We start from the raw sequence: 26,438 nt of genomic DNA on the forward strand, positions 1-26,438 counted from the left end.
ACCAAACAGTCCGGCGAAAAAGTTACCGTAAAGCTTGTTGTAAATCTTTTTCCATTTCCAGCAAAAAGCGTTTTGCTTCAATGCCGCAGGCAAAGCCTGTGAGGGAACCGTCGGAGCCGATAAGGCGGTGGCAAGGCACTATGATGAGAATTGGATTTTTGTTTGCCGCATTGCCGACAGCGCGGTACGCCTTTGGAGCACCGATTAGTTCCGCAAGTTCTTTATAGGATTGAGTTTGTCCGTAAGGAATCTCTTGCAAGGCTTTCCATACACGCTGCTGAAATTCGGTTCCCAAAAAAATAACCGGCACGGTAAAACGTTTGAGCTTGCCGTCAAAGTATGCACGCAGCTCATCGACACAGTGGTTTAATACCGAAGACGAAGTACAGGAAACAATCGGTGCATTTTCTTTGTGTATGCCGACAGAAGAAATTACGCCGCCGGTTTCTTCAATACGAAGAACGCCTATCGGGCTTTTAACGGTGATAGTCTGTATTGTGTTCAATATAAGAGATACCTCCTTCGTATGCGCATAAAGCGTTTGGTGTCTTTTTGCATAAGAGCATCAAGCTCTGTCAGACTGAGTTTGTTTTCGGTTATTTTATTTGTGCCGGTAAGAAGATTGAGTCCGCAATATTTGTTCGGAGCATTGATAATTTTAAAATCGGTTTGATACAATTCCCGTATGGTATACAGAATTACAAAACCGGCATACACAGGTTTACACTGCGCTTTGTCGGTTACAATAATTTGTACTCCTTTACAGGGAATGTTTTTATGCAGCGAGAGCGACGGAGTAAAATACGCCGGTACAAAAAGCAATCCGCTCAGGTTTAATCGGTTTAAGGAATCCGCAAGTTCAGGCGCATCGATAAAAGGTGCGCCGATATATTGAAAAGGCATAGTGGTTCCTCTGCCGACGGAAATATTGGTTCCCTCAAAAACGCAGATGCCCGCATAGAGCAAGGCGGTTTCGGCGGACGGAATATTCGGCGAGGTAGGTATCCACGGAAGTGGCAATGAATTAAAATAAGAATTTCTATCCCAGTTTTTCATTGCAATAACATGCAGCGTACATTGTATTTTGTACTCAGTATTAAATAACCGTGCGAGTTCACCGACTGTCATGCCGTGCCGCTGCACAATCGGATAATAGCCGACAAATGAGCGATACTCCATATCGAGTATGGTTCCTTCAACAGCGGAACCGGAAATAGGATTAGGCCGATCAAAGACTACAAAAGTTTTGTTGAACTTTGCGCATGCTTCCATCGCATATGCCATTGTGTAAATATATGTATAAAAACGGGCGCCAACATCCTGAATATCAAAGCAGAGAATGTCAATATCTTGCACCATTTGCTCTGTCGGGCGTTTTGTTTTACCGTATAAACTGTATACGGTAAGTCCGGTTTTTGCATCGATTGTATCTTCTATTGCGGCTCCCTCGCGTGCATCGCCGCGGATGCCGTGCTCGGGCGAAAATAATGCGGTAAGGTTTACCGCCTCTGCAAGAATATCGATGGACGAAACTCCCTTTGCATTTATGCCGGTTTGATTGGTAATAAGCCCAACGCGCTTACCTTCAAAGAGGTGTCGGTGTTCATACACTCTTTCAATACCGAGAATAATTTTCTCGGCGAACAAGAAAATAGTACAGCATAAAAGGCTGAATATACAAAGAAGCTTTTTCATTTTATACTCTCCAATTTTTTTTCGATTGCTTTTCCCGTTGGGGATTTTAAAAAAGCACGCAGCTTTGATGAGTGTTTTGCAGAGCTTTTGACTGTGTCCATAAGTGCACGCAGATCTTTTATGTATCCTGAGTTATTAAAATTTTTTATAGCTTTGAGCATTGCATATTTTTTTTCCACAAGCTCTATCAGCATAAAGTCAAAAAAATCCTTGTCGGTATTTTCAAAGGCATTGTAGAGTATAGTCGTGATTGCACCGTAACATTTTGCTAAATAATAATCGCCTTCGGTTTTTACTGCGGATCTTTTTTTATCGGGATAGGGAGTATTCTTTGCATTCGTAAGGAGGATAATAATGAGATTTTTTTTCGGATCGATTACAGTAAGCGTTCCCGTCCAGCCGGTATGTCCGACAGTATTCGAATCCGCAAGCGGCGAAAACGCCCACGCATAGTTTTGCGCACCCTGCCTTCTCCATCCAAGTCCGTACGAAGGACTTATATAGCTTTGGCTTGCAAAAAGAGAAACAGTATTCTCATCGAAAAGTTTAATTGTCCCGTATCCGCCGCGGTTTAACATCACCTGTGCAAGTACCGCAAGACTTTCCGCATTTGCAAAAAGCCCCGCGTGTCCGCTTACCTGCTCCATTGAATGAAAGGCTTCTTCATCATGCACCGTTCCGTGAATAAGAAATCGACGAAGGTTTTTGTTTTCATCTGTAGAGGATGCGGTATTACCGGTAATTGCGGTTGCTGCAATTTCATCAAGCATAAAATTATGTTTAAGCGGCTCAAAACATATACTATTCAAGTTTAAAGGCTTATAAAAATTTTTTGTAACATATTCATCAAGCGGCATCTTGGTAATTTTTTCTATAATAAAGGTAAGCAATAAATAATCGATATCCGAATATAACACTTGAGTGCCCGGTTTATACACTAGCGGTGTTTCCATTATAAGTCGGAAGGTGCGTTCCCGCGGTGATAATACTTCATCCGAAACAACTATTACGTATCTTATTTTGCCTTTTGAATTTTTCTTGCGGATTGTTTTTGTTAAGGGTTTTGATATCTTTGCAAAATACCGCGCTCCGGCTGGAAAGCCTGCCTGATGCGTAAGCAAGTCATGTATTGTGATATATTTTTTTCCGGTGAATTTTGCTTTTTTAGAATCAACAAATTCGGGAAAAAACGATACCACCCTGTCATGAATAGAAATCTTTTGCTCATAAATAAGTTTTTGCAATGCAAAGTTTGCCGCATAGATTTTTGTATTGCTTGCCAAATCAAACAAAGTTGAATTTGTTACCGGAATAGGTTTTTTAACCGGTTTACCGAATATATCAACCGTACTAATATTACCATAGCTGCTGCTCTTTAAAAGCTTCCCGTCTTTTACAATAACAAGCTGTGCGCCGGGGAATCCGTTTTGCACTTCAGCATTGATAATAGAATCAACTAATTGAAATGCCCTGTAATCAACGGTTCCGATATTTGTGGGCTTATAGATAATTTCAGGATAAGGTATTTGAAGTTTTAGAAATGGTTTAGTTTCAGTTTTTTGATCCCCTTTTTTTACTATTTGAATATTTCCGATGTAAAGAATATTTTTCCCGTTTTTTGTAATAGTACTGATATCTATGCAAGTATTTTCTTGGTCACAAATTTTTTTTGTATTTATATTATAACCGTTTACATATAAATTAAAATTTTTTATTCCTTTTGCAGTAAAATATAGCTTTCCCTGTTCGCTAAATCCGATAAAAGAAATGAAATTATTTGTTAAAATTGAATCATCATAGTTGCTAAAATCAATTGGAAACACTGTATCAACTTGAAACTCTGCTTCATGTTGCTCCGATAAAAACCTTGGAGCGGTTGTAGGACTCACAATAATTTTAGGAGAGCTGGCGCATGCAGTCAGTAATATGGAAAGTACAAAAATTACATTTTTTTTCACAGCAAGTAGTATACTAAATCCTTTTTATTATTAAAAGAGTGCTTCTTCATCGTCAGTTTTTAAAATAAAAATACTTGAACAACTTAGAAATTTGACTATACTTTTAGCATGAAACAAAAAAACGGTATGCTTTTTCTTGCTGCCAGTATGAGTATTTTGTTAATTATTCTGGAAGAAATAAATTCTTTTTCTTCTGTTATGTATATTGCTTTCGGCGGAAATATTTTGATTCTTTTACTGATAGGAGCAACAATTCTTTTGCCGATGAAAAACGAAAAGTATGCAAAGATATTTATTCAAAAAAATCTTCTAAAATTGCTTACTATTATTTTATTAATCGCTCTTTTTGTTCTTGCAAAAATTACTTCAGGAATAAAAACAGTAAATATTTATACACTTTTTAATTTGATTAAAAATATTTTTTTACTTGCGCTTGTCATTACCGCAATACGAGGCCAAGGAAAAATTAGCAAGCAGGCGGTAACCAATCCAGCCCAAACCCTTATTCTTTCTTTTTTGACTGTCATCATCATCGGTGCCTATTTGTTGAAGTTTCCTATTTCTTCTTCCGATCATGTGGGCTTGAGCTTGCTCTCCTCGCTTTTTACCGCAACATCTGCGGTCTGTGTTACCGGCTCTACGGTTATCAATGTGGCTGAACAGTTAAGCGGATTCGGAAAGCTTATTCTTATACTGCTTATCCAAATAGGCGGGCTCGGATTTATGGTACTGTCTTTTTTCGGAATGCTTGCACTGAGAAGAAAATTAAGCTTACAGGATAAGTTAATCGTTTCGTATATGATAAACGAAGATGATATGAGCGACCTTTTTAAAGGACTGAAAGTTATTATTATTGCCACATTCACGATCGAAGCAATAAGTGCCTTTTTTTTATTTTTCGGATTTATGCAAATCGAAGGTTTCGGTATAAAAGCTTTAGCCTATGCCTGTTTTCATGCGGTATCCGCTTTTTGTAATGCGGGTTTTTCGTTGTATCCGAATAACATGGAATCGTTTACCGGCAATTATATTATAGGGCTTGTTATTCCGTGTACGATTATCTTAGGCGGAATAAGTTTTGTTGTTATTAGTGAAATGGCTATGCGTTCAAAAAGAAGGATTAAGAATCTTTTTTCTGCACAAAAAAAAGCCCTTGAGCCGATGAGCCTTAATACTTATGTAGTGCTAAAAATAACTGCGGTAGTTCTTATCGTTTCATTCAGTGGCTTTTATCTTCTTGAGCATGAGTATGCGATGAAAGACTATGGTTTGGGTACTCAATATCTTGCAAGTTTTTTTCAGGCGGTAACATTACGGACTGCCGGATTTTCTTCCTTACCGTTCGGTTCATTCCGACAGCCCACATTATTTTTTATGGTCTTTATTATGTTTTTGGGCGGAGCATCGGGAAGCACGGCGGGCGGTATTAAGCTGAATACAATAGCGGCGATTATTGCATCGTTTAAATCTTTTTTAAAAAATGAGCAGCATGCAAAAATACGGAATATGGTACTGCATATTAAACAAATTGAAAAAGCTTTTTTGATTTTTGGTTTTGGATTATCCGTAGTATGTGTCGGTGTTTTTTGTTTGAGCATTACCGAGCGGTTTTATTTCCTTCCACTTCTTTTTGAAACTGTATCAGCCTTTGCAACTGTCGGCTTATCAACCGGCATTACGCCGGAACTCACCGTATATGGGCAACTTATTATTATTGTACTTATGTTTATCGGAAGAGTCGGACCCTTAACAATTTTGACGGCGGTAAGCAAACCCGAGCCGGAAAGCAATATTACCTATGCGTATAGCAGTCTTGCAATCGGATAGGGTGTTTAAAGGAGCTGTGTAGAATATAAAATAAACAGTGCAGATAAAACGCCAACCATGCAGTCTGAAATAGCGCCTGCATGGTTGGCAGACGAGTTTCGCTTTACAAGGAAGAGTGCGAAACATCGCGGATTGTATGTATTTTCTAAAACTTGAACTTTTTCCTTGCCTTAGAAAATACGGTGAAAAAACTTTTTTCGGAATTTGATAATTCCTCAAAAACTTTTTTTAGGAGAAGATGCCAACCATGCAGTCTGAAATAGCGCCTGCATGGTTGGCAGACGAGTTTCGCTTTACAAGGAAGAGTGCGAAACATCGCGGATTGTATGTATTTTCTAAAACTTGAACTTTTTCCTTGCCTTAGAAAATACGGTGAAAAAACTTTTTTCGGAATTTGATAATTCCTCAAAAACTTTTTTTAGGAGAAGATGCCAACCATGCAGTCTGAAATAGCGCCTGCATGGTTGACAGACGAGTTTCGCCTTACGAGAAAGTTTCGCGAAACATCGCAGATTGTATGTATTTTCTAAGACTTGAACTTTTTCCTTGCCTTAGAAAATACGGTGAAAAAACTTTTTTCGGAATTTGATAATTCCTCAAAAACTTTTTTTAGGAGAAGATGCCAACCATGCAGTCTGAAATAGCGCCTGCATGGTTGACAGACGAGTTTCGCCTTACGAGAAAGTTTCGCGAAACGTCGCGGATTGTATGTATTTTCTAAAACTTGAACTTTTACCTTGTCTTAGAAAATACGGTGAAAAAACTTTTTTCGGAATTTGATAATTCCTCAAAAACTTTTTTTAGGAGAAGATGCCAACCATGCAGTCTGAAATAGCGCCTGCATGGTTGACAGACGAGTTTCGCCTTACGAGAAAGTTTCGCGAAACGTCGCGGATTGTATGTATTTTCTAAAACTTGAACTTTTACCTTGTCTTAGAAAATACGGTGAAAAAACTTTTTTCGGAATTTGATAATTCCTCAAAAACTTTTTTTAGGAGAAAATGATGAGTATAAAGAAGAATTTTGTGGTGATTGGGTTGGGAGCATTCGGGAATAAGATTTGTGAAATTCTGACTGAAGGCGGCGGGAATGTTATTGCGATTGATAAAAACGCAGATACGCTTGATAAAGTAAAAAACTTTGTATCTGCCGCAATTCTTATTGATACAACTAATGAAGGCGATTTGCTCAAAGCTCCGCTTGATGATATTGATATTGCAATTGTAGCAATCGGTGACAATATTGAAGCAAGCATTCTGACAACAACATTATTAAAACAGCGCGGCATTCCGTATATTGTCGCGCGAACAATATCGCCGCTGCATGCCACCGTTTTGCGAAGAGTAGGCGCAAACGAAGTACTGAATATTGAAGTGTCCAGTGCGACAAGCCTTGCGCGCCGCTTAGTTGCTCCAGATCGTACCAACTCAATTGCAATAACGGAAGATGTAACCATACGAGAAATAATTGCGCCAAAGTTTTTTGACGATAAAACTATTGATGATCTTGCATTAAGAGATAAATTTAATCTTAAAATTATTGCAGCGGTTCGAACAGAGATAGATATTGATTCTGCAGGGAATTCCATTCCGAAAAAAAAATTATACTATCCTGATAATATATTTACTTTTAAAAGTGCAGATCGAATATTTGTACTCGGTAAAAATCATGATATCAAAGAATTAATTTTTACGTCGGAGAATTTAAAATAGGAAAAAACTATGGTATTAATTGAAAAAAAACGATTGATTTTGATTTTGTGTATTTCTTTTGCTGCCATACTTATAAGCGCTGCGTGGGCATATACTGTAGGTATACATGCAAATCAAAAGGGAGCTGCAGAAACTGTTTTATTTTACGGCTTTATCCTTGCAGGAATTCATCTTCTTCTTTCAGTATATCTTTTAGCACATGCGCATCAAAAAGAAAGGGAGCTGCAAAAACTTGTTGATATATTGCGGTATGGAGGAAATATCAATGATAAACAATTTAAAAAATTCGGTGTACTGGGAGACCAAATGCATAATATACTCAGAGAACTACTTGATTTGTCCGGACAAAAAAGCATAAAGATCGCGGGACTTAGCGGTTTACAAAAAACACTTATAGAATTTATTGACTCTCCCCTTTTGTTACTTACCCCCGATGGAACCGTTATCGATATGACAAAAAAAGCAAAAACTGAAATAGAATTTTCAGATGACTTAAACATCGAAGATATTTTCCCTGATACCGACATGAACAAAGTTATGCACGAATCTGATATAACTCATGCGCCGGTAACGCAAGGAGAAATTATCTTTCTTCCGGTTTTTTCAGTGCTTGGAAACATTGTATACTTTCTTATTGATATGTCCAAGAAAAAGGAGTATGACTGGTTCTCTCTTTTTCATAAAAAGGACATATCAACTGAATCTGAAAAAAAGGATATAGACACAGCGAAAAAGAATAAAGCGTTATTTTCTTTTTTTAAAAAGAATAAATAGTCCGCGCTTTTTAAACGCCGCTAAAGATTTTCCGCAGCTTCAAAAATAGCGGTGTAAACCGGTTCTATGTTTTCTATATCGAGAGAAGAAAATGCAATACGAATATGGCAATCATCTACTGCAACAACACCTATCTGATATTCGTTTAAGAGTTTTTGCCGCAGGGTTTCGGCATTAAAACCGCTGCAATGCATACACATAAAATACCCCGAATTAAAAGGGAGCGGCTTTAATTTTTCTGATGATGAAAATTTTTTAAGCACTCGCTTTACTTCTTTATACCTATCATTTAAAAGAGTGTGAAGGTTCTGTATTTCAGAATCGGTTTTTTCATTTTCTAAAATTTTTACTGCAAAGGTTTGAGATGGCGTTGCGGAGCACGACACCGATGATCTGATTGCCCCGAGAAGTTTTTTTATTACCGTCTCATAATGAATATCGTTAAAACCTTTTGATGCAAAAGTTATGAAGCCCGTTCTAAGTCCCCAGACATAATCTTCTTTTGTCGGTCCGTCAATCTTTACCGCTAAAATATTTTTATGCGCATCGGCAAATCGTACAAACAAAGATTCTTTAATAGCCTCCGATTCGTATTCTAAACCGAAATATGCATCGTCAAAAATAATAAGAATCGCAACACCTTTCTCCGCCTGCTCAAACAGGATAGAATACATCGAATCGACTTCCTGTTCCGTGGGAGTATACCCGGAAGGATTTTGAGGAAAGTTCAGTAAAATTTTTAACATCCCTGATTTTGCTTCCCGTTCAACACAAGACGTAAAGCCTTTGATGTTAAAATTATCTCCGTCAAAAATTGGAAACGCGGCAGTACTTGCATTTCTTCTTGCTTCCGCAATAAGCTGATAATTATCCCACGCAGGCTGCGGAACAATGAGCCGGTCTTTTGAAGATAAAAATAAGTCCAGGGTAAATGACAGTCCTGCGGTTAATCCCGGAACCAGCACCGGCAAAGAAATTTTTTTGTTTTCTAACGAAGGATTCTTCAGTAGCATATTGTTATACCAAAGTTTTCTTACAGTCTCGGTACCTGCAGTGGGAGTATAGGCAACAATTTCAGAAGGTGAAAAAGCCGGTAAAAGATCGTGCAAAGCATTAAGCTCAACCGGTATTTTGTTCTTACACATCATACCGATTGTCGCATTCGCATTCGGCGCTTTAAGTTTCACTTCAGCTCCCTGTGCAATAATTCCCTTAGGAAAAAAAAGTCTTTTTCCTAAATTAGATAGCAGTTTACCCGCAACAGTCTGTTCAAGTATTTCATTTAACTCTTTTGCAATTGGATGTATTTTCATGCTGTTTATTATGAATAAATATAAGGTGCTTGTCAATTATTTAATATAATCATACAATAAATTTATGGAAATGCAAAAACCCGTAGAAATTATTCAGCGCTTTAAACAGGAAATGAAAAAAACTATTATAGGACAGGATGCACTCATTGAAGGCATTTTAACAGCATACATTGCAAAAGGACATGTTCTTTTGGAAGGCGTTCCCGGTCTTGCAAAAACACTTATTGTAAAAACGTTCGCAAGTATTGTAGGGCTTGATTTTAAAAGGATTCAGTTTACCCCTGATCTCTTGCCGGCAGATTTAATCGGCACCTTAATTTTTAATCAAGCACAAGCAGACTTTTCGGTCAAGAAGGGACCTATCTTTGCAAATATTATCCTTGCTGATGAGATTAACCGAGCCCCGGCAAAAGTTCAATCGGCTTTGCTTGAAGCTATGGCGGAAGGACAGGTTACTATCGGAGAAAAAACCTATATTTTGCCCGAACCTTTTTTTGTACTTGCAACACAAAATCCTATTGAACAGGAAGGAACGTATCCGCTTCCCGAAGCAGAGCTTGACAGATTTTTTGCAAAACTTTTTGTGCCTTATCCGTCCTTTGAGGAAGAGAAAAAAATAATTACAGGCTTTTCCGATATTGTTACAAACGCCGAATCTGAGCGACAGGATACTATAAAAATTTTATCAAAAGAAGAGCTCGGAGTTTTACAAACGGCGGCGCACGCAATACACTGTGATGAAACTCTTGTTGAATACATTGCTTCAATCGTAGCCGCCACACGACCTATTACAGAAAAATCCGACACGGTAACAAAAGGTTCGTACTTAAGTTATATTTCTTTCGGTGCATCTCCACGGGCAGGAATAGCTTTATATAAAGCGGCAAAGATCAAAGCTCTTTTTTCAGAACGGGATTACGTTACGCCACAGGATATAAAAGACTGCGCACCCGCTATTTTGCGGCATCGATTAAAACTTTCCTATGAGGCTATTGCCGACAATCTTTCCGCAGACGATATTATTCTGAAATTGCTTTCGGTTGTTCCTCAGCCGTAACAACCTGACGTTTCCATGCATCAATAAATTCAAGCATGTATTGTTGAATATCGTTAAACCATTTTTTTTGTAAACGACAAGCTTTTATACCGATATATCTGAAATGCCATGATTCCCAAACATAGCCGGTAACAGTTTCGTAATCCTTTGGAAACGAAAGTGACCAGCCGTAGTTTCCTGCATGCGCTTCCATCCATTTGCCTGCCCGTGTGTTGGCAAATTCATTTGTGATGGAACCGAAATCAACAACGGTTCCCAACTGATGCTGACTTGTTCCGGGGCGAGCTGAAAAACGTTCCGCAGCCTTTTCTCCCGATTCTCGAACATATCGTGCAAAAAGATTTACCTGATAAAGATACGAACGATAAGAAGAGCTTACTAAAAGAGTAACCCCGTCTTTGCGAGCTGCACGAGCCATTATGTGCAAGGCTTCTTCGGCTGTTTTTGTCAGCGATAAATCACTTCTGTTTATTGCATACGCACGCGTATTGGTAAGTGCCACAAGATTTTTAGGAGTGTATCCGTCCGGTAACGGATGCTGTTTGTCTACCAGAATTAAAAGATATTCCTTTTCCTCTGCAAGAACTTCGCTTAATTCAAAAATAAACTCTTTTTGGTTTTGTATTATATTCTCTATAATTTTTTTAGGAATAGATGAGGGAGCAACAAAGATTTTTTCCGCAGGAGAAACAGTAAGGGGAATCATTGTATTTTTTTCCTTTTGGAAAGAATCATCCGAATGAGCTTTAGAATAGCCGGCAAAAAAAATACATATAAGGAAACAAAGACCGATTCTTTTTTTATACATAAAAGATTAACCGTGCCGTGTTAAATATGCTTTTTTTATACTTCACTTTCTGAGAAAGATTCTTTGACATAATTAAACCAAGACCCCGATATCTTTTTGCATTCTTATCAAAATGCGGACGTCCCGTATGAACACCTTCCAGCAGTTCCTCAAAGTTTTTTGTTTTATATATAAATGTTACAATCGTATTTTGTTTGCTTATTTTTATTTCCATGGTAACCGATTGTCCGTCGGGAATTAGAGCATGCTCCGCAATGTTGTCAAACATTTCGGTTACGATAATCAAAATATTCATTCGCTTATTATCCGGTATAGCCGGAGAAGTTTCAATCAAGGCTTCAAGCTGAGCAAGATGTTTAGTGTCGGGGGTTACAGTCAATCTGCAAACACGACTCATTGGCTTAAATCACTTACAGAGTGAATGATGGTAACATTTCGGAAAAGCCCGTAGAATCAATTGCTAATCGGACAATTTCAGACGGAGCTAAAATATAAAGTTTATGCCCGTGCTCTTCTCCTTCATCATGGGCAGACATCAACACCCCTAAACCGGAAGAAGACATATTCGTCACATTAGAAAGCTCAAGGACAATATTATTCTCCTTGATTGAAGAATATATCTTGGATTCAAATTCCTGGTATGTATAGGAATTAATGGATCCGACAACAGATAATAAGATATAATCCGGTGTAATTTTTTCAGTAATTTGTACACTTTCCATAAAGCTACCTCCAGTTTTTAGTTTTAATTTTCAAGGTTTTTCATTATTTTTCATTACCAAAATCGTAACATCATCTTGTATCTCATTTGAAATAAAGTCAAGCAATCCAGAGTAAATATCTTTTGCAATTTCTTCCGTATTTTTATCTTTGTTTGCCTGCAAAATTCTATTTACACGATCGTTGCCAAATCTATCACCTCTGAGGTTCTGCGCTTCCAGCACGCCGTCTGTAGTGAAAACCACAACATCTTTCGGATGCAATGTTATTTTCCGAACCTTTAAAAACGGTGCAATATTTTTTACAAACCCGAGGACTCTCCCCTCTCCCTGTACTTCTATTACATTTTGATAGGTTTGTATATACATTGCCATCAGCGGTATACCGCAGTTTAAATAATAAACGGTATTTGTCGGAAAGTCTATGATTCCGAATAAACCTGCAAAAAACGTTCCGCGCGGTAAATTATCTTTTACAAAAGAATTTATTTTTATGATTAACTTTTTAAAATCTCCGGTTTCTTGCAAAAAAGTATGAATAACGGATTTTAAAATAACCATCGACATACTTGCCGCCAATCCTTTTCCCGCGACGTCTCCGATTAAAAACAAGAACCTGTCTTCAGTCAGTTTAATAAAATCAATAAAGTCTCCACCAAGCTGATGCGCTGAATAGGAAACGGATCCTACGGTAATAGCTTTATTTTCAATTTTATCCATATTTTTTTGGATTGAGCCGATTATCTGGTCAGACATTTCAACTTCACGGTCAACGGTGAGAATAATATCCTGCTTTGCAATATTGCTAAGATAATAAATAATTAAAAAGAAATACGAGTAAATATTGCGTAAAACCCGTATATCATACTGATTATACTCGGCTCCACGGTTTTTTGCACCTAAGCCTATGCAACCAATAAGTTTTTGCCCTTCACGGATAAGAATAATTGTTTGCGCATCCATCTCCGTAAATACGTCCAGCATTTCTGATTTAATGTTTTCATAAATATAGTTTGCAACTATTTCGGTTTTTGTAATAACGGAAACATTTCTATTCATTAAAAATGCAAAACATTTTTTACCGGTTGGGATCGATAAGCGTTTTTCAAAATCGGAATATACCGTTTTAAAAACACCGTTTTCATCGGTAATTAAAATTCCCAAACCGCAGCAGTCAATTCTGGTTTTCATCAGTTCTACAAAACTTTGTAAAATACTGTCTCGCCCTAAGGTGTAATCAAATTGCTGTAACTCTTCGGTTAATTTACTTTCATAATCCGAAGTATCACCTAACAGAAAAGCAAATTTTTTTGTAATAAAATCTCTGGTGATAAAAAGTATGAATGAAGTTATAATTCCGCCTAAAAGGAGCATCCTCAAAGTCGGAGACGTTTGCACAATAAATGCCGCCGCAAGCCCCGCCGTGAGGGCAAACATCAGTGTAAAAAAGATAAACCGAGCAAAAGAAAGCAGAATTTGCTTTAAATCAAAAACACTGGTAAGAGAAAACGCTGCCTGAGAAATAAAAAGAACACAAAGGATGCCAATCGGGAATAAAGAAAAAACCCAAGGAAAAAATGCAAAAAGTCTTACGATCACAATCCATGAGATAAGCGCCGCAAGAACAGAAAAAGCAATTAAAATAAGTTGTTGCCGATAAATATTACTTTTGATTTTGAAAGCCTTTACCACAAGAAGAATAAACGAAACTACAGGAACCGCAAAAAGAAAAATATATACATACAGTTCAGCCCCCGTTAAAAAAGGAAGTATCTTTTTTGAATAAAACTTAAAGCTGACTATAGAATTCCAACTAAACCGTCCTACCGCAAAAAAAACTAAAAAAATACCGAAAGTATGCAGTAAAAAATTAAGAATACTGAATGTTTTGTTTTTTTCAAAATAAGGTACTTTAAAAGTCATGTTAAGCAAAGAATGAGATGTAAGAGTAAACGCAACCATTGCAAGTTTAAACATGAACGCTTGTGCTTCTACTTTATTATACATTACAAAACTTATAGAAACTGCGGATAGAAGGGCTGCAATGCCTGCTGTATGGGCAATCCTTCTTAAAAAAACACTTGATTGCCTGTCGTTAAATTTAAGATATACAGAGTCAAGAATAATAATTACCGCAAAGAAATATGCAAAAAACAATAAACCCATTATTTACCTCTTCAGTTTTACCGCAACAATAGTAACATCATCCCGCATTGCATTATTTGCACTAAAAGATAAAGCCATATCGGCTATGTTTTTTACCATTTCTGCAGGCGGATTATGCGCAAACTCTTTTATTGAATCCAAATAATAATCGGTTTCTCCAAGTTCAATTCCATTTGCATCCATTGTTTCTGGAATACCGTCTGAAAGCATCAATATAACATCTCCGTGATATAAGGGACGCTCTTCAACAATCACTTCATCTAAATCAATAATACCGACAACGGAGCAATTGGATTCAAGCGTTTTGACCTTAAATGTCGGGCGTGATTCGGTAAGAATGAACGGCTTTTCCATAGAAGCATTTACATATTTTATTGTCATTTTTTTAGTATCAATCAATCCTAAAAACAAAACAGTATATTTGTCCTGTAATTTCATGCGTTTGATAGCGGTATCAATTGCATAAATAATACCTGCAAGATCTTCTTTATTTTCTATAATTTGAATGGTATTCATAATAATACCCATGACGAGCGCTGCCGCCAAGCCTTTTCCAGAAACGTCTCCAGTAACCAGTAATGTTTTGTCCTCATCAATTTTTATGATATCGTAATAGTCGCCGGAAACATGCACAAGCGGTTGAAAATAGGCACCGACCTCGATAGAAGTCGTATCCGGCAGTTTTTTGGGCAAGAATGACCGCTGCGTATTTGCAACCATCGACCACTCTTGAAAAAGCTGTGAATAGTATAATAATTGCCCGAGGGTTTTTTCCCTGTTTAAATAGTCATTAAATTCATGCAATAAAATAGGAAAAATTTCAGGCTCGGTATTACGGATAAACCGACAAATAAGAAAAAAGCGTATATCTCCGCTTGCAATAAACAGACCGCGAGCTTTTCGCTTATCTCCTACAAGCTGCATATTAGTATCGAAAAAATACAAACCTTCTGCCCAATACCATGTCCAGTCGGTAGAAAAGCGCCGCCTCATTAAATCATAGGTTTCGGGGTCGGAAATAAAAGCGGAAGTACTATTGTAAATAACATGTTCAGTTTTGGTGTTCGCAAGAAGAACGGCGCAGTCGGCTTGATATTCCAACTCTTCCTGAATGGCGGCTACCAGCTCCTCATGCCGATAACAGAACCGGAGTCGCTCAATAAAGTTGTTAAAAAGAGCGGTTTCCGTCTGCAAATATACATTTTTCTTTATTTGAGAAGAAATATATTCAGAAATTCCGCTTGCGGTTAAAGCAAAAATCATAAATATAAAAGAGGCTAAAAAGAATTTATCACGTAGGGTAAATTCGGAGAAACTTTCATAATTGGTTATGAGTAATGCCATATCTCGTGCAGATACCAACCGTCCCAAAAAAGAATAACGCGGACTTAAAAATATTAAGAAGACCGCAAAGACCACGGAGATTGTGGCAAAGAACAACACTTTTGCCAGTAGAGTCCGTCTACGGATCATTTTTCACCTCCCTATATATATAATACCAAATCTTCATAAAATAAAAAAGTCCTCCATTTTTATTTTTGAACGTTTTAGCCGTTAACTCTATATTATCGGATACCGAGAAAACCCGATAGACTGTTACTGGAATCTTCAAAATAACAGATTTTTATCTATCGGCGCTTGTTTATAGAAAACCTTTAAAATTTAATTTTTAAAAGTTCTCCATACTTTCATATATCGGCAAAAAACACTAAAAGTTGAACGCCCCGCTTCAAAGATATTTTTACCAAACACGATTTCTTTATTCTTACTGTTAAACACGGAATGCGTTTTCAATTTTTAAGAGGTTTGTCTTAAAATACGGGACAGAGACATACACTATTATAATGTTTTTTTAATAAGTCAATTCGTTTTTAATACATCTTACCCAAAACGTAAAAAATTTTATAAAAAAGAGTTCGACACGGCGCAACGGCGAGTAATTTACCATAGGAATGCTTAAATCCGCAGTCCCTTATTGTTGATACCCCGATTTGTATAACAGGAAGTTAATTACAAAACGCTACACTGTATGCCAAAATTTACCACAGTATAACGTTTTTTGATACCACGACTTAATTTTGACGTCCTTGTCAAAATTAAGTCTGCGAGTTTTAAAAGCACTTGAAAGCGGTTGTGCTTTTAAAACGTCACTGCTGCGTGGAACCACCGCCGTCCATGGCAAAATTATACCGTGCGAGTTTTAAAGCTTTGTAAACTATTTTGCTTTAAAACGTCGTTTCTGCGTGGAACCACCGCCGTCCGTGGCGGTTCTGAGTTTTGCCGTCCGTGGCAAAATGAAACCTGCGAGTTTTAAAGCTTTGTAAACGGCCTTGCTTTAAAACACAAACCCGTTAGTTGTTACATAATAGCTCGATTCCAAGGGTATCAAGGATGCGTTGAGTTCTCTTTTGTATAGCTGACAGCTTGAAGCCCTGATTATCGCCGCTGTCAACAAGGTAGATATTCTTTGTAAGCTTCAAAACATCCGATGCCGAATACTGTTCATCAAGCTTTGAGTTCCGCAGTGCGTTTAACAATCCATAGTAGTACAAAAGACTGATGTGATTAACAAATGCCCAACCGCGAAAGTACTCATCCGTATGTGCATGTGATGCCGACTGAGATACACTGTTTTTCAGGTAGTCAAAACATTGCTCAATATCCCAGCGTTCTTTATAATTCATGTAGATATCCCTCGCGGATACATCAAGATTACTGCAAAAAGAAAAATAGCCCATTCTGATTTTCTTCAAAACATCTTTCGGCTCATGTGTGCGCTCACCATAAAACTTTTCAACTTTCTCTACATACTGACCGACCAATTCTGCCTTACGAGAATCGTCTCGATAGGTGTAGATAAAATTTCCTTTCGTACCGCTTGTTTTTTTACGAAACCAGATAGGCCGTTTGTTATATGTGAATACACCATCCCATTTGCTATCATCAGTATTCTCATAAAAAGCAGGCTCAACATTGACGGTATCTTTTCTAAGCGGCAAGATGAACTGAAGACCTGCATTCATAAGGGCCGCCAAATTTTCTTTGGAATAAAAGCCCTTATCCGCAATAATAATGCAATCTTTACAGCCGGCAGCATGTACTGTTTCCATGAAAGCGACTTTATCCACAATTGAACCCTGTAACACGCGGTAAAATACCGGTTTATGTGAATTTTTCTCAAAGACATACAGGATTCTCGCCTGTGTGCCGCGGCTGTGCTGAGGATTGTATCCTTTTGCCGCAAGGGAATCGGCAGAACGGGTGAAGATTGATGTGCCATCAAATAAAAGCGCGTTTGCGGGCATTACCTGATCCCTCATAAAGGCATCCGCTTGCTCCTGCAGCGAACCAAGGAGCGTAATGAACTTTCGTACGGAAGCTTCGGAAACAGCAATATCAGTGCATAGGGTACTCATATAGGAATCAAGGAACAGCGGTTGAATCATCTTAGCTGAGCAGATACTACCCACCAAGCGCAGCAGTGCTATCGTACGGATTTCTCTGAAGATATCGGGAAAATGTTGTTTGAGTTTATCATTAAGTTCCGGTGCCAATTGCTGAAGTAACTCATACGCACCATAATTTTTTACCGTAGGTGCGACATCAGCAGTGCTGCGCATTTGCTGCATCAAACGAAGTCCGTTTGCGTTTGGAATGAACCCATCTGCTTCCGTGATTTTACCAATACTCTTGCCCGTGACTTTCTGCGCTCTGCCCTTTGCGCCATCCCACTTGGATGAGACTTGATACACATAGTAATAATTACCGATAAACCGAATTTCGACCGCCCCAAACTGAGTAGGACGAAATTGTTTAATTGATTTCGGAATACTCATAAAACGCCCCTTGTATTAACGTAAGTTACGTAATAAGTATACTACTTATGAGCGGCTAAATCAATAGGTTACAAGAGAAATTTGAGCATAATTTATGGGATTTTAAGATTTATTTGCAAGTTTATCGCATTAGTTAGGGAACAACTTTAATTTAGAAGGGCTTTGGGCGTGTTTCTATTACCGTAAATTTTGTGGGGTTAGTGTTAATAATATCGGGGAATAAAAGCTTTAAGACGCTTTAGCATATAAAAACTCCTACATACCGTAAGAGCTTTTTGTGCGCACACTTACGGTTTTCACCGTTACTGCGTTTTATACTATTATATACTTTCGTGTCCAAAAACGGGGAGGTACATACAGTGAAGCATAATCTGGTTTAAGGGCTTCTGTCAAAGCCCTTAAACCAGATTTATCGCCCGCAGCAGTGTTTGTATTTTTTGCCGCTGCCGCAGGGGCAGGGGTCGTTTCTGCCGACTTTGGGCATGGTTCTGACAACTTGCACTTTATCGGGCTGGCTGCTTGCACCCATCGGACTTGCGCCATGTGAATGGAATGCTTCCATTGAGTTGTGCTGCGCCGTGCCTTGCCTTCTGCGAACTTGGCGCCCTGCCGAAGAATCATCGTCGGTGCGTACGGTAACAAGTGCCATGCGCGAGGCAATGGAAAGTCTGATTTCATCAAGCATACTATAGAAGATATCAAAGCCTTCAAGCTTGTATTCCGTCAAAGGATTTTTTTGCCCGTAAGAGCGCAGGTATACCGCTTCACGCAAAGATTCAAGGTTTTCCAAGTGGTCAAGCCATTTTTTATCGATTGCCTGTAAATACTGGTAGCGAAGGAACATATTAATGTTTTCCGCCCCCGCAAGCGCAATTTTTTCTTCGATATTTGCTTTAATGGCTTCAAAAATCTTTGTTTTTACAGACTCCGCTTCTTTAGAATCCAAGAGAGGAATGTCTTCCGCATCGAGGGTGTAATTAAACAGCCGTTTCAGTTCTGCTTGAAAAGCGGTAATCACCTCTTCTTTTTCTTTTTTGGAGCCGCCTTTCAGGTCTGCAAATCCTTCATCAAGGTATTCAAGAATTGTTACATAAATGCGTTCCGATAAATTTGAATCGGCAAGAATGCTGTCCCGCTGTTCGTAAATAAAAGAACGCTGTTCGTTTAAAACATCATCATACTCAAGCAAGTGTTTACGAATATCAAAGTTGCGAGATTCAACCTTTGTTTGCGCTTTTTCAATGCTCTTATTAAGCCAAGGGTGTTCTATTGGTTCGCCGGGCTCCATGCCGACTTTGCCCATAAAGCGTTTAAGACTTTCTCCGCCGAATAAGCGCATAAGGTCGTCATCAAGAGAAAGGAAAAATTTGGAGCGGCCGGGGTCGCCTTGCCGTCCAGAGCGGCCGCGCAGCTGGTTATCAATGCGGCGGCTTTCATGCCGCTCCGTGCCGATAACGTATAAGCCGCCAAGCTCTTTTACTTTTTCATACTCATCTTGCCATTTTTTATACTCATCTTCGTATGCACGTAAGTATTCTTCATGCGTTGCTTCGGTGCCGGCTCGTTTTTTTGCACGGAATTCGGGGTTACCGCCAAGCTTAATATCGGTACCGCGCCCCGCCATGTTTGTCGCAATGGTAATTGAACCCTTTGCGCCCGCTTCGGCAATAATGAGGGCTTCCCGTGCGTGGTTTTTAGCGTTCAAAACCTCGTGGCGCACGCCTTTGCGGGTAAGCAGTGCAGAAAGTTTTTCCGATTTTTCGATAGAAACGGTACCGACCAGCACCGGCTGCCCGCGCTTGTATGCATCGGCAATTTCATCACAAAGTGCCGCCCATTTCTCATCTTCATTCATATATATGACATCGTGTTCGTCTTTTCGGGCAACCGGAAGGTTTGTCGGAATAACCACGACATCAAGTTTATAAATCTTATTAAACTCAACCGCTTCGGTATCGGCGGTACCGGTCATGCCCGAGAGTTTATCGTACATTCTGAAAAAGTTCTGAAAGGTAACTGTTGCCATCGTGCGGTTGCGCTGCGCAATGCGGATATGCTCCTTTGCCTCGATTGCCTGATGCAAGCCGTCCGAATAGCGGCGCCCTTCCAAAATACGTCCGGTAAACTCATCGACAATCTGCACTTGCCCGTCTTTTACCACATAATCCACATCAATATGATACAGAATATGCGCCCGCACCGATTGAGTAAAATAATGGATATACTCAAAGTTTTCCTCATCAAAAAGGCTGCCTTGAATCAACCCCTGATTAAGCAGAATATCCTGAATATGCAGCATACCCGGGCCGCTAAAGGAAACCCGTTTGCTTTTTTCATCGATAATATAATCGCCGATAACCTCTTCGCCCTCAACCTCATTCGGATACTCGCCGGTTTCAGGATTTTTTTGCACCTCGGTTAACTGATTGATAAGTTTATCAACCTCAAAATAGCGCTGCGTATCGTCTTCCGCAGACCCCGAAATAATGAGCGGGGTTCGCGCCTCATCAATTAAAATAGAGTCTATTTCATCAACAATCGCAAACGAAAACCCGCGCTGAGTTTTTTCGTCAAGCGAAAGCTGCATATTATCACGGAGATAATCAAAGCCGAACTCGTTATTGGTTCCGTAGGTAATATCGCAGTTATAGGCAATTTTCCGCGCATCATTATCCATGTTTGAAAGAATAGTGCCGACCGAAACGCCAAGATACTCGTAGACGGGGCGCATCCATTCGGTATCGCGCTCGGCAAGGTAATCGTTTACAGTAACCACGTGCACACCCTTGCCCGACAAACTGTTCAGGTACGCAGCGGCGACGCTCATCAAGGTTTTACCTTCACCGGTTTTCATTTCGACAATCCTGCCGGAATGCAAAACCAATGAACCCAGCATTTGCACATCGTAAGGACGTTCCCCGAGAATACGGCGTGCCGCTTCACGAGCCATTGCAAAAGCCTCGGGAACAAAATCATCTAACGATTCGCCTTTTTGGAATCTTTCTTTAAAATCCGCTGTTTTTTGTTTAAAGTCGGCTTCAGAAAGCCGCAGCGCCCAAGCTTCTTTTGCATTTATTTTATGAAGGATAGGAAGAAGTGCTTTTAAATCGCGCTCATGTTGAGAGCCGAAAAAGAATTTTATAATAGTATCTGCTAGCATGAAAGAGAATATACCAAAAAATACGTAAAAAAACAAGAGTTTTATAAGTAATTTGCGTAAGGTCCCCCTTGGCTTAAATCAAACCCACAAGTTTTAAAGCTTCCTGTTATAAAAAGGAGCCCGACACGGCGCAACGGTGAGCAAACTTACCATAGGAATACGGAACCGCACGGGCGTCCGTGCCCGTTCTGAATGTGATATTTGCTATTCCTGTTTACAGTGGCTGCGAGTTTTAAAGCTTCAATTTTACAGTTTTATTTTGATGCTTTAAAACATCGTTTGGAATTGGGCACGGGCGGGCAAACTTACCATAGGAATGCTAAACCCTTAAGCAATTAGTGTTAATGCTCCGATGAGTATAACGGCAAGTTAATTACGGAACAGTATAATAGTTTAATTGAAAAGATTTCTAAAACTTATACGGCTTGACTTCCGATTTATTAGCTTGCTATTCTTCAAAATATCCTTGACCGTATAATTGGTATAAAGAGTAATATCTACCTTTCTTTTTCATAAGTGTTTCATGGCTGCCGCTTTCTTCAATACCGTTTTCTGTTAATACTAAAATAGTATCCGCATTACGGATGGTTGTTAACCGATGAGCAATTGTAAAAGTTGTTCTTCCCTTTGCTAACGTTTCCAAAGATTTTTGCACAATTCGTTCATTCTCATTATCCAATGCCGAGGTAGCTTCATCTAAAATTAAGATTGGCGGATTTTTTAAAAATACGCGTGCAATACTGATTCGCTGCTTTTGTCCGCCGGAAAGTTTTACGCCTCGCTCTCCGACACAGGTGTCATATCCGTCCTCTAATTCCATAATAAAATCATGAGCCCCCGCTTTTTTCGCCGCCTCAATAATTTCTTCCCTACTTGCCCCGATTTTTCCGTATTCAATGTTTTCGCTGACAGTTCCTGAAAATAAATACACATCTTGTTGCACCACACCGATTTGGCTTCGCAAGGATTCTTGGGTAATATCTCGAATGTCTTTTCCGTCAAGTAAAATTCTTCCTTTTGAAACCTCATAAAAACGCGGTATTAAATTACAGAGCGTTGTTTTTCCTCCGCCTGAAGGACCGACCAATGCAATCTTTTGTTCGGGACGCACATGTAAATCAATATTTGAGAGAACAACTTTGTCATGTTCAGGATATTGAAAGCTTACCTTGTCAAACAAAATATCTCCTTTTGCATCCTTAATTTCCGTTGCACCTTCTCTGTCCGTAATCTCAACTTTTGCATCCATTATTTCAATAAAGCGCTCAACCCCTGTCATGCCTCTTTGGAATTGTTCCGCAAATTCCACAATTCTTTTTATTGATGCAAGAAGCATTGATACATACAACATGTAGGCAATCATATCTCCTGCGGTAATTTTTCCTTTTATCAAAAAGTATGCAGTACATAGCAACACCGTTACATACATCAGACCGTCAAAGAACTGCGTAACCGCTTTGAATCCTGCCATGTACCGATATTGATAGCGTTTTATATTCAAAAGCCCATTGTTACCCCGCTCGAACTTTTGCTCTTCCGTTTCCTCGTTTGCGAATGAACGTACCACCCGAACTCCTAAAAGGCTGTCTTCAACTCGAGCATTTAAGTCTCCGATCTGTTCTCTGGAGCGTTTGAATGCCAGTCTCATTCTTCGCCTAAAATAAACGGTAGAAATAATCATCAGCGGAATTACCGAAAAAACAATTACGGTTAACAATATATTTGCCTGACATAAGATTATAAATGAGATGAGAATTTTTACCCCCGCAATAAAAAATTCTTCCGGGCAGTGATGCGCAAACTCGGCAATCTCAAAGAGGTCGCTGGTAATTCTTCCCATGATTTGTCCGATTTTTGTGTTGTCAAAATATGAAAAAGAAAGTTTTTGCAAATGCGCGAACAAATCTCTTCTCATATCTTTTTCTATTTTTGCGCCCATGATATGTCCTACCGAAGCCATATAGTAGTTTGCCGCCGTGTCAACTAACCGAAGTAAAAAATATATGATGCATATCTTTATAACAAAATCCATTGTTAACGTGGAGATATCCCAGATCGCTTTGTTGGTAATATTCCGAACCATAAGCGGAAATACAATTTCACAAAGAGTGGTAAAAAATGCACATGTTAAATCCAATGCCAACACGCCATAATATTTTCTAAAATACGGCAAAAATCTTTTAATCAATACTGATGTTTTTATTTTGTCGGTATAGTCTTTCAATCCAATCCTCCATCTGCTCAATCTGGTTTGATAATTTTTATTTTACAAGAACATTTCACTGTCGGTATGCTTATCATCGTTATTTTAAAACATGAACAATGAACTTGAATACGGGGAAAAGCGGTTTTCACTCTTTTTTCTTAAGTTAAATCTGCTATTTCTGAAATTATTACATGGTACCATCTTATCGTTTGGCTGAAATTTGTCAAGTCGAAAAATGCATGATAACATCACATGTTCTTACATACGCGCCCGTTCTGATTTTGACATTCGTGCCAAAACCAAGCCTGCGAGTTCTAAAGCTTCAAATTTATAATTCACTGTTGATGCTTTTAAACATCGTTTAACGTTCGGGAGGCTGCCATAAATAGTGCTGAATCTGCAAGCCGGTATTGCTGATGCACCAATCAGCATACCGGGAACATTATATACTGAAGTCTACACAAATAACGTTCTTATTGAACATCTCTTTTTAAGCATAAATTTCCTTGAGAATGGCGGTATTTTCCTTTTATTTTCGGTATTGTTTTACACAAAAACCGATTTTTTCTTTTTTTCTATTGTATATTTTCAAAAAGGTGGTACACTTAATAAATACGTAGAGATCATTCTCATATCAATTTTTTACGAATTATTTTTCTAGGAGGAAAATGATGAAAAAATTCGGGTTATTGCCAAGACTCATTTTGGCAATTGTTCTTGGTATTGTAATTGGGTTTGTTGCCCCTCTTCCGGTTGTACGCACGTTGGCTACATTTAACGGTTTGTTCGGTAACTTTCTAAGCTTTGTCATTCCATTAATCATCGTCGGCTTTGTTGCGCCGGGTATTGCGGATCTCGGCAGCGGCGCAGGTAAATCGTTGGCAATTACCGCAGGTTTGGCCTACGGTTCTACCATAACATTCGGTACCTTGGCGTATATTGCAGGTTCTATTTTCTTGCCGATCTTTACCAGGGGAGGCTCAATGCATGTGTTTGAACAAACTGACGCAGTTACACCGTTTTTTAATTCTCCAATGCCTCCTATTTTCGGAGTAACAACAGCATTAATTCTCTCATTTATCTTAGGTGTCGGAATTGCCTCGTTAGGCGAAAAACGTGATGCCTTAAAAAACATGGTACACGAGTTTGCGGACATTGTAACAAAGCTTATTAAGATAATCGTTATTCCTTTGTTGCCTGTTCATATTTGCGGTATCTTTGCAACAATGGCACATGAGGGAACCGTAGCAAGAGTTATGTCCGTATTTGCAAAAGTATTTATCCTGATCATTATCATGCACTGGCTTACCATCTTTATTCAGTATACTCTTGCAAGCCTTATCGGCGGTGGAAATCCATTCAGCAAGATTAGGGTTTTGATACCTGCATATTTAACGGCAATCGGGACACAATCATCCGCTGCAACCATTCCGGTAACCTTGGCTCAAACCATTAAAATGGGCGTTAACAAAGGCGTTGCGGAATTCGTTATCCCGCTCTGTGCAACGATTCACCTGTCGGGCAGTACCATTACACTTTTAACTTGTTCTATGACTATTATGTTCTTAAACGGAATGGATACTTCTTTTACCGCTATATTCCCGTTTATTCTAATGATGGGTGTTACCATGGTAGCAGCCCCCGGCGTACCGGGCGGTGCAGTTATGGCTGCTATCGGTATTATGGAGTCAATGCTTGGCTTTGATAAATCCATGATTGCTTTGATGATCGCTCTTTATCTTGCGCAGGACAGTTTTGGAACCGCATGCAATATTTCCGGTGACGGTGCAATTGCATGTATCGTAAATAAGATTAACGGTTATAAGCTGACTCCGGGTCAAAAAACCGAGCTTGTAAAATAATCGGCAGGACAGTTTATGCTTGCAAAAAACCCTTCTTTTTTTCCAAAAAGAGAAGGGTTTTTTATGGCATTTTAGTTCTATAAAAGATTATGAAATAATTATCCAAATATTGAGAGAACGGAGGAAAACATGATTAATTTACAAATGATTCACGAGGCAAGACAGAAGGTTTCCGAAATTATTAATGCAACCCCTATTTTTACTGCTTCACGATTGGGGGATAATATCTACATCAAGATGGAAAACCTTCAAAAAACTGGATCATTTAAGATTCGGGGAGCGTACAACAAAATCAGTAATTTAACTGACGAAGAGAAAAAAAAGGAAGTTATCGCGTGCTCAGCAGGTAACCATGCGCAAGGTGTAGCTCTCTCTGCCACAAAACAGGGGATTAAAAGTTATATTTGTGTGCCAAGCGTAACACCTTTGTCAAAAATTGATGCGACCAAAGGGTACGGCGGCGAGGTTATCGTTGTTGAAGGCAGTTTTGATGATGCGATGAAAAGAGCTTTGGAGTTAAAGGAAGAGCACAATTATACCTTTATCCATCCGTTTGATGATGAGTATGTCATCGCCGGGCAAGGAACTATCGGGCTTGAGATATTGGAACAGCTTGAGGATATTGAAAATATAATTGTACCGATAGGCGGCGGCGGACTTATCAGCGGAATAGCCTTGGCGGTAAAAGAAACAAATCCTAAAGTTAAAATTATCGGGGTGGAACCGGAAAATGCGGCATCAATGAGAGATTCTATAAAGGCAAACAAACGAATGCTCTTGGATAGTGTCAATACAATTGCGGAAGGGGTTGCGGTAAAAATACCAGGCGAACAAACCTTCGCATTGGTCAAAAAATATGTTGATGAGATTGTTACCGTTTCCGAGTCGGAAATTTCAAACAGCATTTTACGGCTTTTAGAAGAGGGAAAAACCACCGCGGAAGGCGCAGGCGCTTGTAGTATTGCTGCTGCTATTTCTGATAAATATTCTTTCAAAGGCAAAACCGTCTGTGTTCTAAGCGGCGGGAATATCAATGTGAATATGATCAGCAAAATTATCAAAACAGGACTTTTCGGCAGCGGAAGACTTACCGAAGTGGTTACAACATTGGTTGATAAACCGGGAGAGCTTGTTAAGATTCTTGAAATTGTAAAAAAATGCGGCGCAAATGTGCTGAACATCAATCAGTATTCGGAAAGTTCACACATGCAGCTTAACACAATGGTAGTCAGAATAGTACTTGAAACCTTCAACGAAACACATCAAAGAGCTGTATGGCAGGCGCTTCGCGATGCCGGTTATGAGCATTTTAGAGAGGCGATTTATTAAAAATTGCAAAAAAAAG

Annotated in this window: 18 protein-coding genes; 6 read left to right on the forward strand and 12 right to left on the reverse strand. The window is 39.0% G+C overall.

The annotated features are described in order from the left end of the window. Positions 1 to 22: 22 nt before the first annotated feature. The 3 genes from FUT79_RS10640 to pbp4b are packed head-to-tail and all read right to left on the reverse strand — an operon-like array spanning position 23 to position 3,653. Positions 23 to 505, reverse strand: coding sequence for a methylated-DNA--[protein]-cysteine S-methyltransferase (locus tag FUT79_RS10640; protein WP_002701531.1), 483 nt, complete (start codon positions 503 to 505; stop codon positions 23 to 25). Further along, the gene (locus tag FUT79_RS10645) at positions 502 to 1,695 is read right to left on the reverse strand and encodes an exo-beta-N-acetylmuramidase NamZ family protein (protein ID WP_002701529.1); all 1,194 of its coding nucleotides are present in this window, start codon (positions 1,693 to 1,695) and stop codon (positions 502 to 504) included. Before FUT79_RS10645 ends, FUT79_RS10640 begins: the two co-directional genes overlap by 4 nt. After that, positions 1,692 to 3,653, reverse strand: coding sequence for a penicillin binding protein PBP4B (pbp4b, locus tag FUT79_RS10650; RefSeq protein WP_024752018.1), 1,962 nt, complete (start codon positions 3,651 to 3,653; stop codon positions 1,692 to 1,694). The genes FUT79_RS10645 and pbp4b overlap by 4 nt, the downstream gene beginning before the upstream one ends. Before the next feature lie 108 nt (positions 3,654 to 3,761). Between pbp4b and FUT79_RS10655 the strand changes: the two genes are divergently transcribed. The 3 genes from FUT79_RS10655 (at position 3,762) to FUT79_RS10665 (ending at position 7,966) form a co-directional block, all read left to right on the forward strand. After that, positions 3,762 to 5,480, forward strand: coding sequence for a TrkH family potassium uptake protein (locus FUT79_RS10655; protein ID WP_024752019.1), 1,719 nt, complete (start codon positions 3,762 to 3,764; stop codon positions 5,478 to 5,480). Between the two features lie 1,004 nt (positions 5,481 to 6,484). Continuing rightward, positions 6,485 to 7,192 (forward strand): potassium channel family protein, encoded by a 708-nt coding sequence (locus tag FUT79_RS10660; RefSeq protein ID WP_024752020.1) that lies wholly within the window; start codon positions 6,485 to 6,487, stop codon positions 7,190 to 7,192. 9 nt (positions 7,193 to 7,201) lie between these two features. Further along, positions 7,202 to 7,966, forward strand: a complete 765-nt coding sequence (locus tag FUT79_RS10665; RefSeq protein WP_002701516.1) for a hypothetical protein — start codon at positions 7,202 to 7,204, stop codon at positions 7,964 to 7,966. Between the two features lie 20 nt (positions 7,967 to 7,986). Here FUT79_RS10665 and FUT79_RS10670 read toward each other — a convergent pair whose 3' ends face one another. After that, entirely contained in the window at positions 7,987 to 9,279 is a 1,293-nt protein-coding gene (locus FUT79_RS10670) for an aminotransferase class I/II-fold pyridoxal phosphate-dependent enzyme (RefSeq protein WP_039943365.1), read from the reverse strand. Between the two features lie 64 nt (positions 9,280 to 9,343). Here FUT79_RS10670 and FUT79_RS10675 point away from each other — a divergent pair, with 64 nt between their 5' ends. Then, the gene (locus tag FUT79_RS10675; protein WP_002701513.1) at positions 9,344 to 10,336 is read left to right on the forward strand and encodes an AAA family ATPase; all 993 of its coding nucleotides are present in this window, start codon (positions 9,344 to 9,346) and stop codon (positions 10,334 to 10,336) included. On the opposite strand, the gene FUT79_RS10680 is transcribed toward FUT79_RS10675, so the two are convergent. The 8 genes from FUT79_RS10680 to FUT79_RS10715 form a co-directional block, all read right to left on the reverse strand. Further along, positions 10,299 to 11,144, reverse strand: coding sequence for a M15 family metallopeptidase (locus FUT79_RS10680; protein ID WP_024752022.1), 846 nt, complete (start codon positions 11,142 to 11,144; stop codon positions 10,299 to 10,301). The two genes, FUT79_RS10675 and FUT79_RS10680, sit on opposite strands and share 38 nt — an antisense overlap. After that, a complete protein-coding gene (locus FUT79_RS10685; protein ID WP_024752023.1) occupies positions 11,137 to 11,523 on the reverse strand; it encodes an ATP-binding protein in 387 nt (128 codons plus the stop codon). The genes FUT79_RS10680 and FUT79_RS10685 overlap by 8 nt, the downstream gene beginning before the upstream one ends. Before the next feature lie 31 nt (positions 11,524 to 11,554). Further along, positions 11,555 to 11,866 (reverse strand): STAS domain-containing protein, encoded by a 312-nt coding sequence (locus FUT79_RS10690; RefSeq protein ID WP_148889655.1) that lies wholly within the window; start codon positions 11,864 to 11,866, stop codon positions 11,555 to 11,557. Positions 11,867 to 11,896: 30 nt separating this feature from the next. Continuing rightward, entirely contained in the window at positions 11,897 to 14,029 is a 2,133-nt protein-coding gene (locus FUT79_RS10695) for a PP2C family protein-serine/threonine phosphatase (RefSeq protein ID WP_024752024.1), read from the reverse strand. A 3-nt stretch (positions 14,030 to 14,032) separates the two neighbouring features. Further along, positions 14,033 to 15,373, reverse strand: coding sequence for a PP2C family protein-serine/threonine phosphatase (locus FUT79_RS10700; protein ID WP_148879839.1), 1,341 nt, complete (start codon positions 15,371 to 15,373; stop codon positions 14,033 to 14,035). Between the two features lie 1,007 nt (positions 15,374 to 16,380). After that, positions 16,381 to 17,865 (reverse strand): transposase, encoded by a 1,485-nt coding sequence (locus tag FUT79_RS10705; protein ID WP_148884097.1) that lies wholly within the window; start codon positions 17,863 to 17,865, stop codon positions 16,381 to 16,383. Positions 17,866 to 18,274: 409 nt separating this feature from the next. Then, on the reverse strand, positions 18,275 to 21,025 hold the full coding sequence (gene secA / locus FUT79_RS10710; RefSeq protein ID WP_024752027.1) for a preprotein translocase subunit SecA: 2,751 nt from the start codon (positions 21,023 to 21,025) through the stop codon (positions 18,275 to 18,277). Between the two features lie 448 nt (positions 21,026 to 21,473). Beyond that, on the reverse strand, positions 21,474 to 23,249 hold the full coding sequence (locus tag FUT79_RS10715) for an ABC transporter ATP-binding protein (protein ID WP_024752028.1): 1,776 nt from the start codon (positions 23,247 to 23,249) through the stop codon (positions 21,474 to 21,476). A 650-nt stretch (positions 23,250 to 23,899) separates the two neighbouring features. Here FUT79_RS10715 and FUT79_RS10720 point away from each other — a divergent pair. Together FUT79_RS10720 and ilvA are read left to right on the forward strand one after the other, a co-directional pair. Beyond that, a complete protein-coding gene (locus FUT79_RS10720) occupies positions 23,900 to 25,093 on the forward strand; it encodes a dicarboxylate/amino acid:cation symporter (protein WP_202951650.1) in 1,194 nt (397 codons plus the stop codon). Positions 25,094 to 25,222: 129 nt separating this feature from the next. After that, positions 25,223 to 26,422, forward strand: coding sequence for a threonine ammonia-lyase (gene ilvA, locus FUT79_RS10725; protein WP_024752030.1), 1,200 nt, complete (start codon positions 25,223 to 25,225; stop codon positions 26,420 to 26,422). The last annotated feature ends 16 nt before the right edge of the window (positions 26,423 to 26,438 follow it).

Origin of the sequence: Treponema phagedenis, assembly GCF_008153345.1 — a bacterium.
Classification (GTDB): domain Bacteria; phylum Spirochaetota; class Spirochaetia; order Treponematales; family Treponemataceae; genus Treponema; species Treponema phagedenis.

Excerpts from the sequence above, each read along its gene's own strand:
- FUT79_RS10645 (WP_002701529.1), bottom strand. The coding sequence starts at position 1,695 with ATGAAAAAGCTTCTTTGTATATTCAGCCTTTTATGCTGTACTATTTTC.
- FUT79_RS10655 (WP_024752019.1), top strand. The coding sequence starts at position 3,762 with ATGAAACAAAAAAACGGTATGCTTTTTCTTGCTGCCAGTATGAGTATT.
- FUT79_RS10660 (WP_024752020.1), top strand. The coding sequence starts at position 6,485 with ATGAGTATAAAGAAGAATTTTGTGGTGATTGGGTTGGGAGCATTCGGG.
- FUT79_RS10665 (WP_002701516.1), top strand. The coding sequence starts at position 7,202 with ATGGTATTAATTGAAAAAAAACGATTGATTTTGATTTTGTGTATTTCT.
- FUT79_RS10670 (WP_039943365.1), bottom strand. The coding sequence starts at position 9,279 with ATGAAAATACATCCAATTGCAAAAGAGTTAAATGAAATACTTGAACAG.
- FUT79_RS10675 (WP_002701513.1), top strand. The coding sequence starts at position 9,344 with ATGGAAATGCAAAAACCCGTAGAAATTATTCAGCGCTTTAAACAGGAA.
- FUT79_RS10680 (WP_024752022.1), bottom strand. The coding sequence starts at position 11,144 with ATGTATAAAAAAAGAATCGGTCTTTGTTTCCTTATATGTATTTTTTTT.
- FUT79_RS10690 (WP_148889655.1), bottom strand. The coding sequence starts at position 11,866 with ATGGAAAGTGTACAAATTACTGAAAAAATTACACCGGATTATATCTTA.
- FUT79_RS10695 (WP_024752024.1), bottom strand. The coding sequence starts at position 14,029 with ATGGGTTTATTGTTTTTTGCATATTTCTTTGCGGTAATTATTATTCTT.
- FUT79_RS10700 (WP_148879839.1), bottom strand. The coding sequence starts at position 15,373 with ATGGCATTACTCATAACCAATTATGAAAGTTTCTCCGAATTTACCCTA.
- FUT79_RS10705 (WP_148884097.1), bottom strand. The coding sequence starts at position 17,865 with ATGAGTATTCCGAAATCAATTAAACAATTTCGTCCTACTCAGTTTGGG.
- secA (WP_024752027.1), bottom strand. The coding sequence starts at position 21,025 with ATGCTAGCAGATACTATTATAAAATTCTTTTTCGGCTCTCAACATGAG.
- FUT79_RS10720 (WP_202951650.1), top strand. The coding sequence starts at position 23,900 with ATGATGAAAAAATTCGGGTTATTGCCAAGACTCATTTTGGCAATTGTT.
- ilvA (WP_024752030.1), top strand. The coding sequence starts at position 25,223 with ATGATTAATTTACAAATGATTCACGAGGCAAGACAGAAGGTTTCCGAA.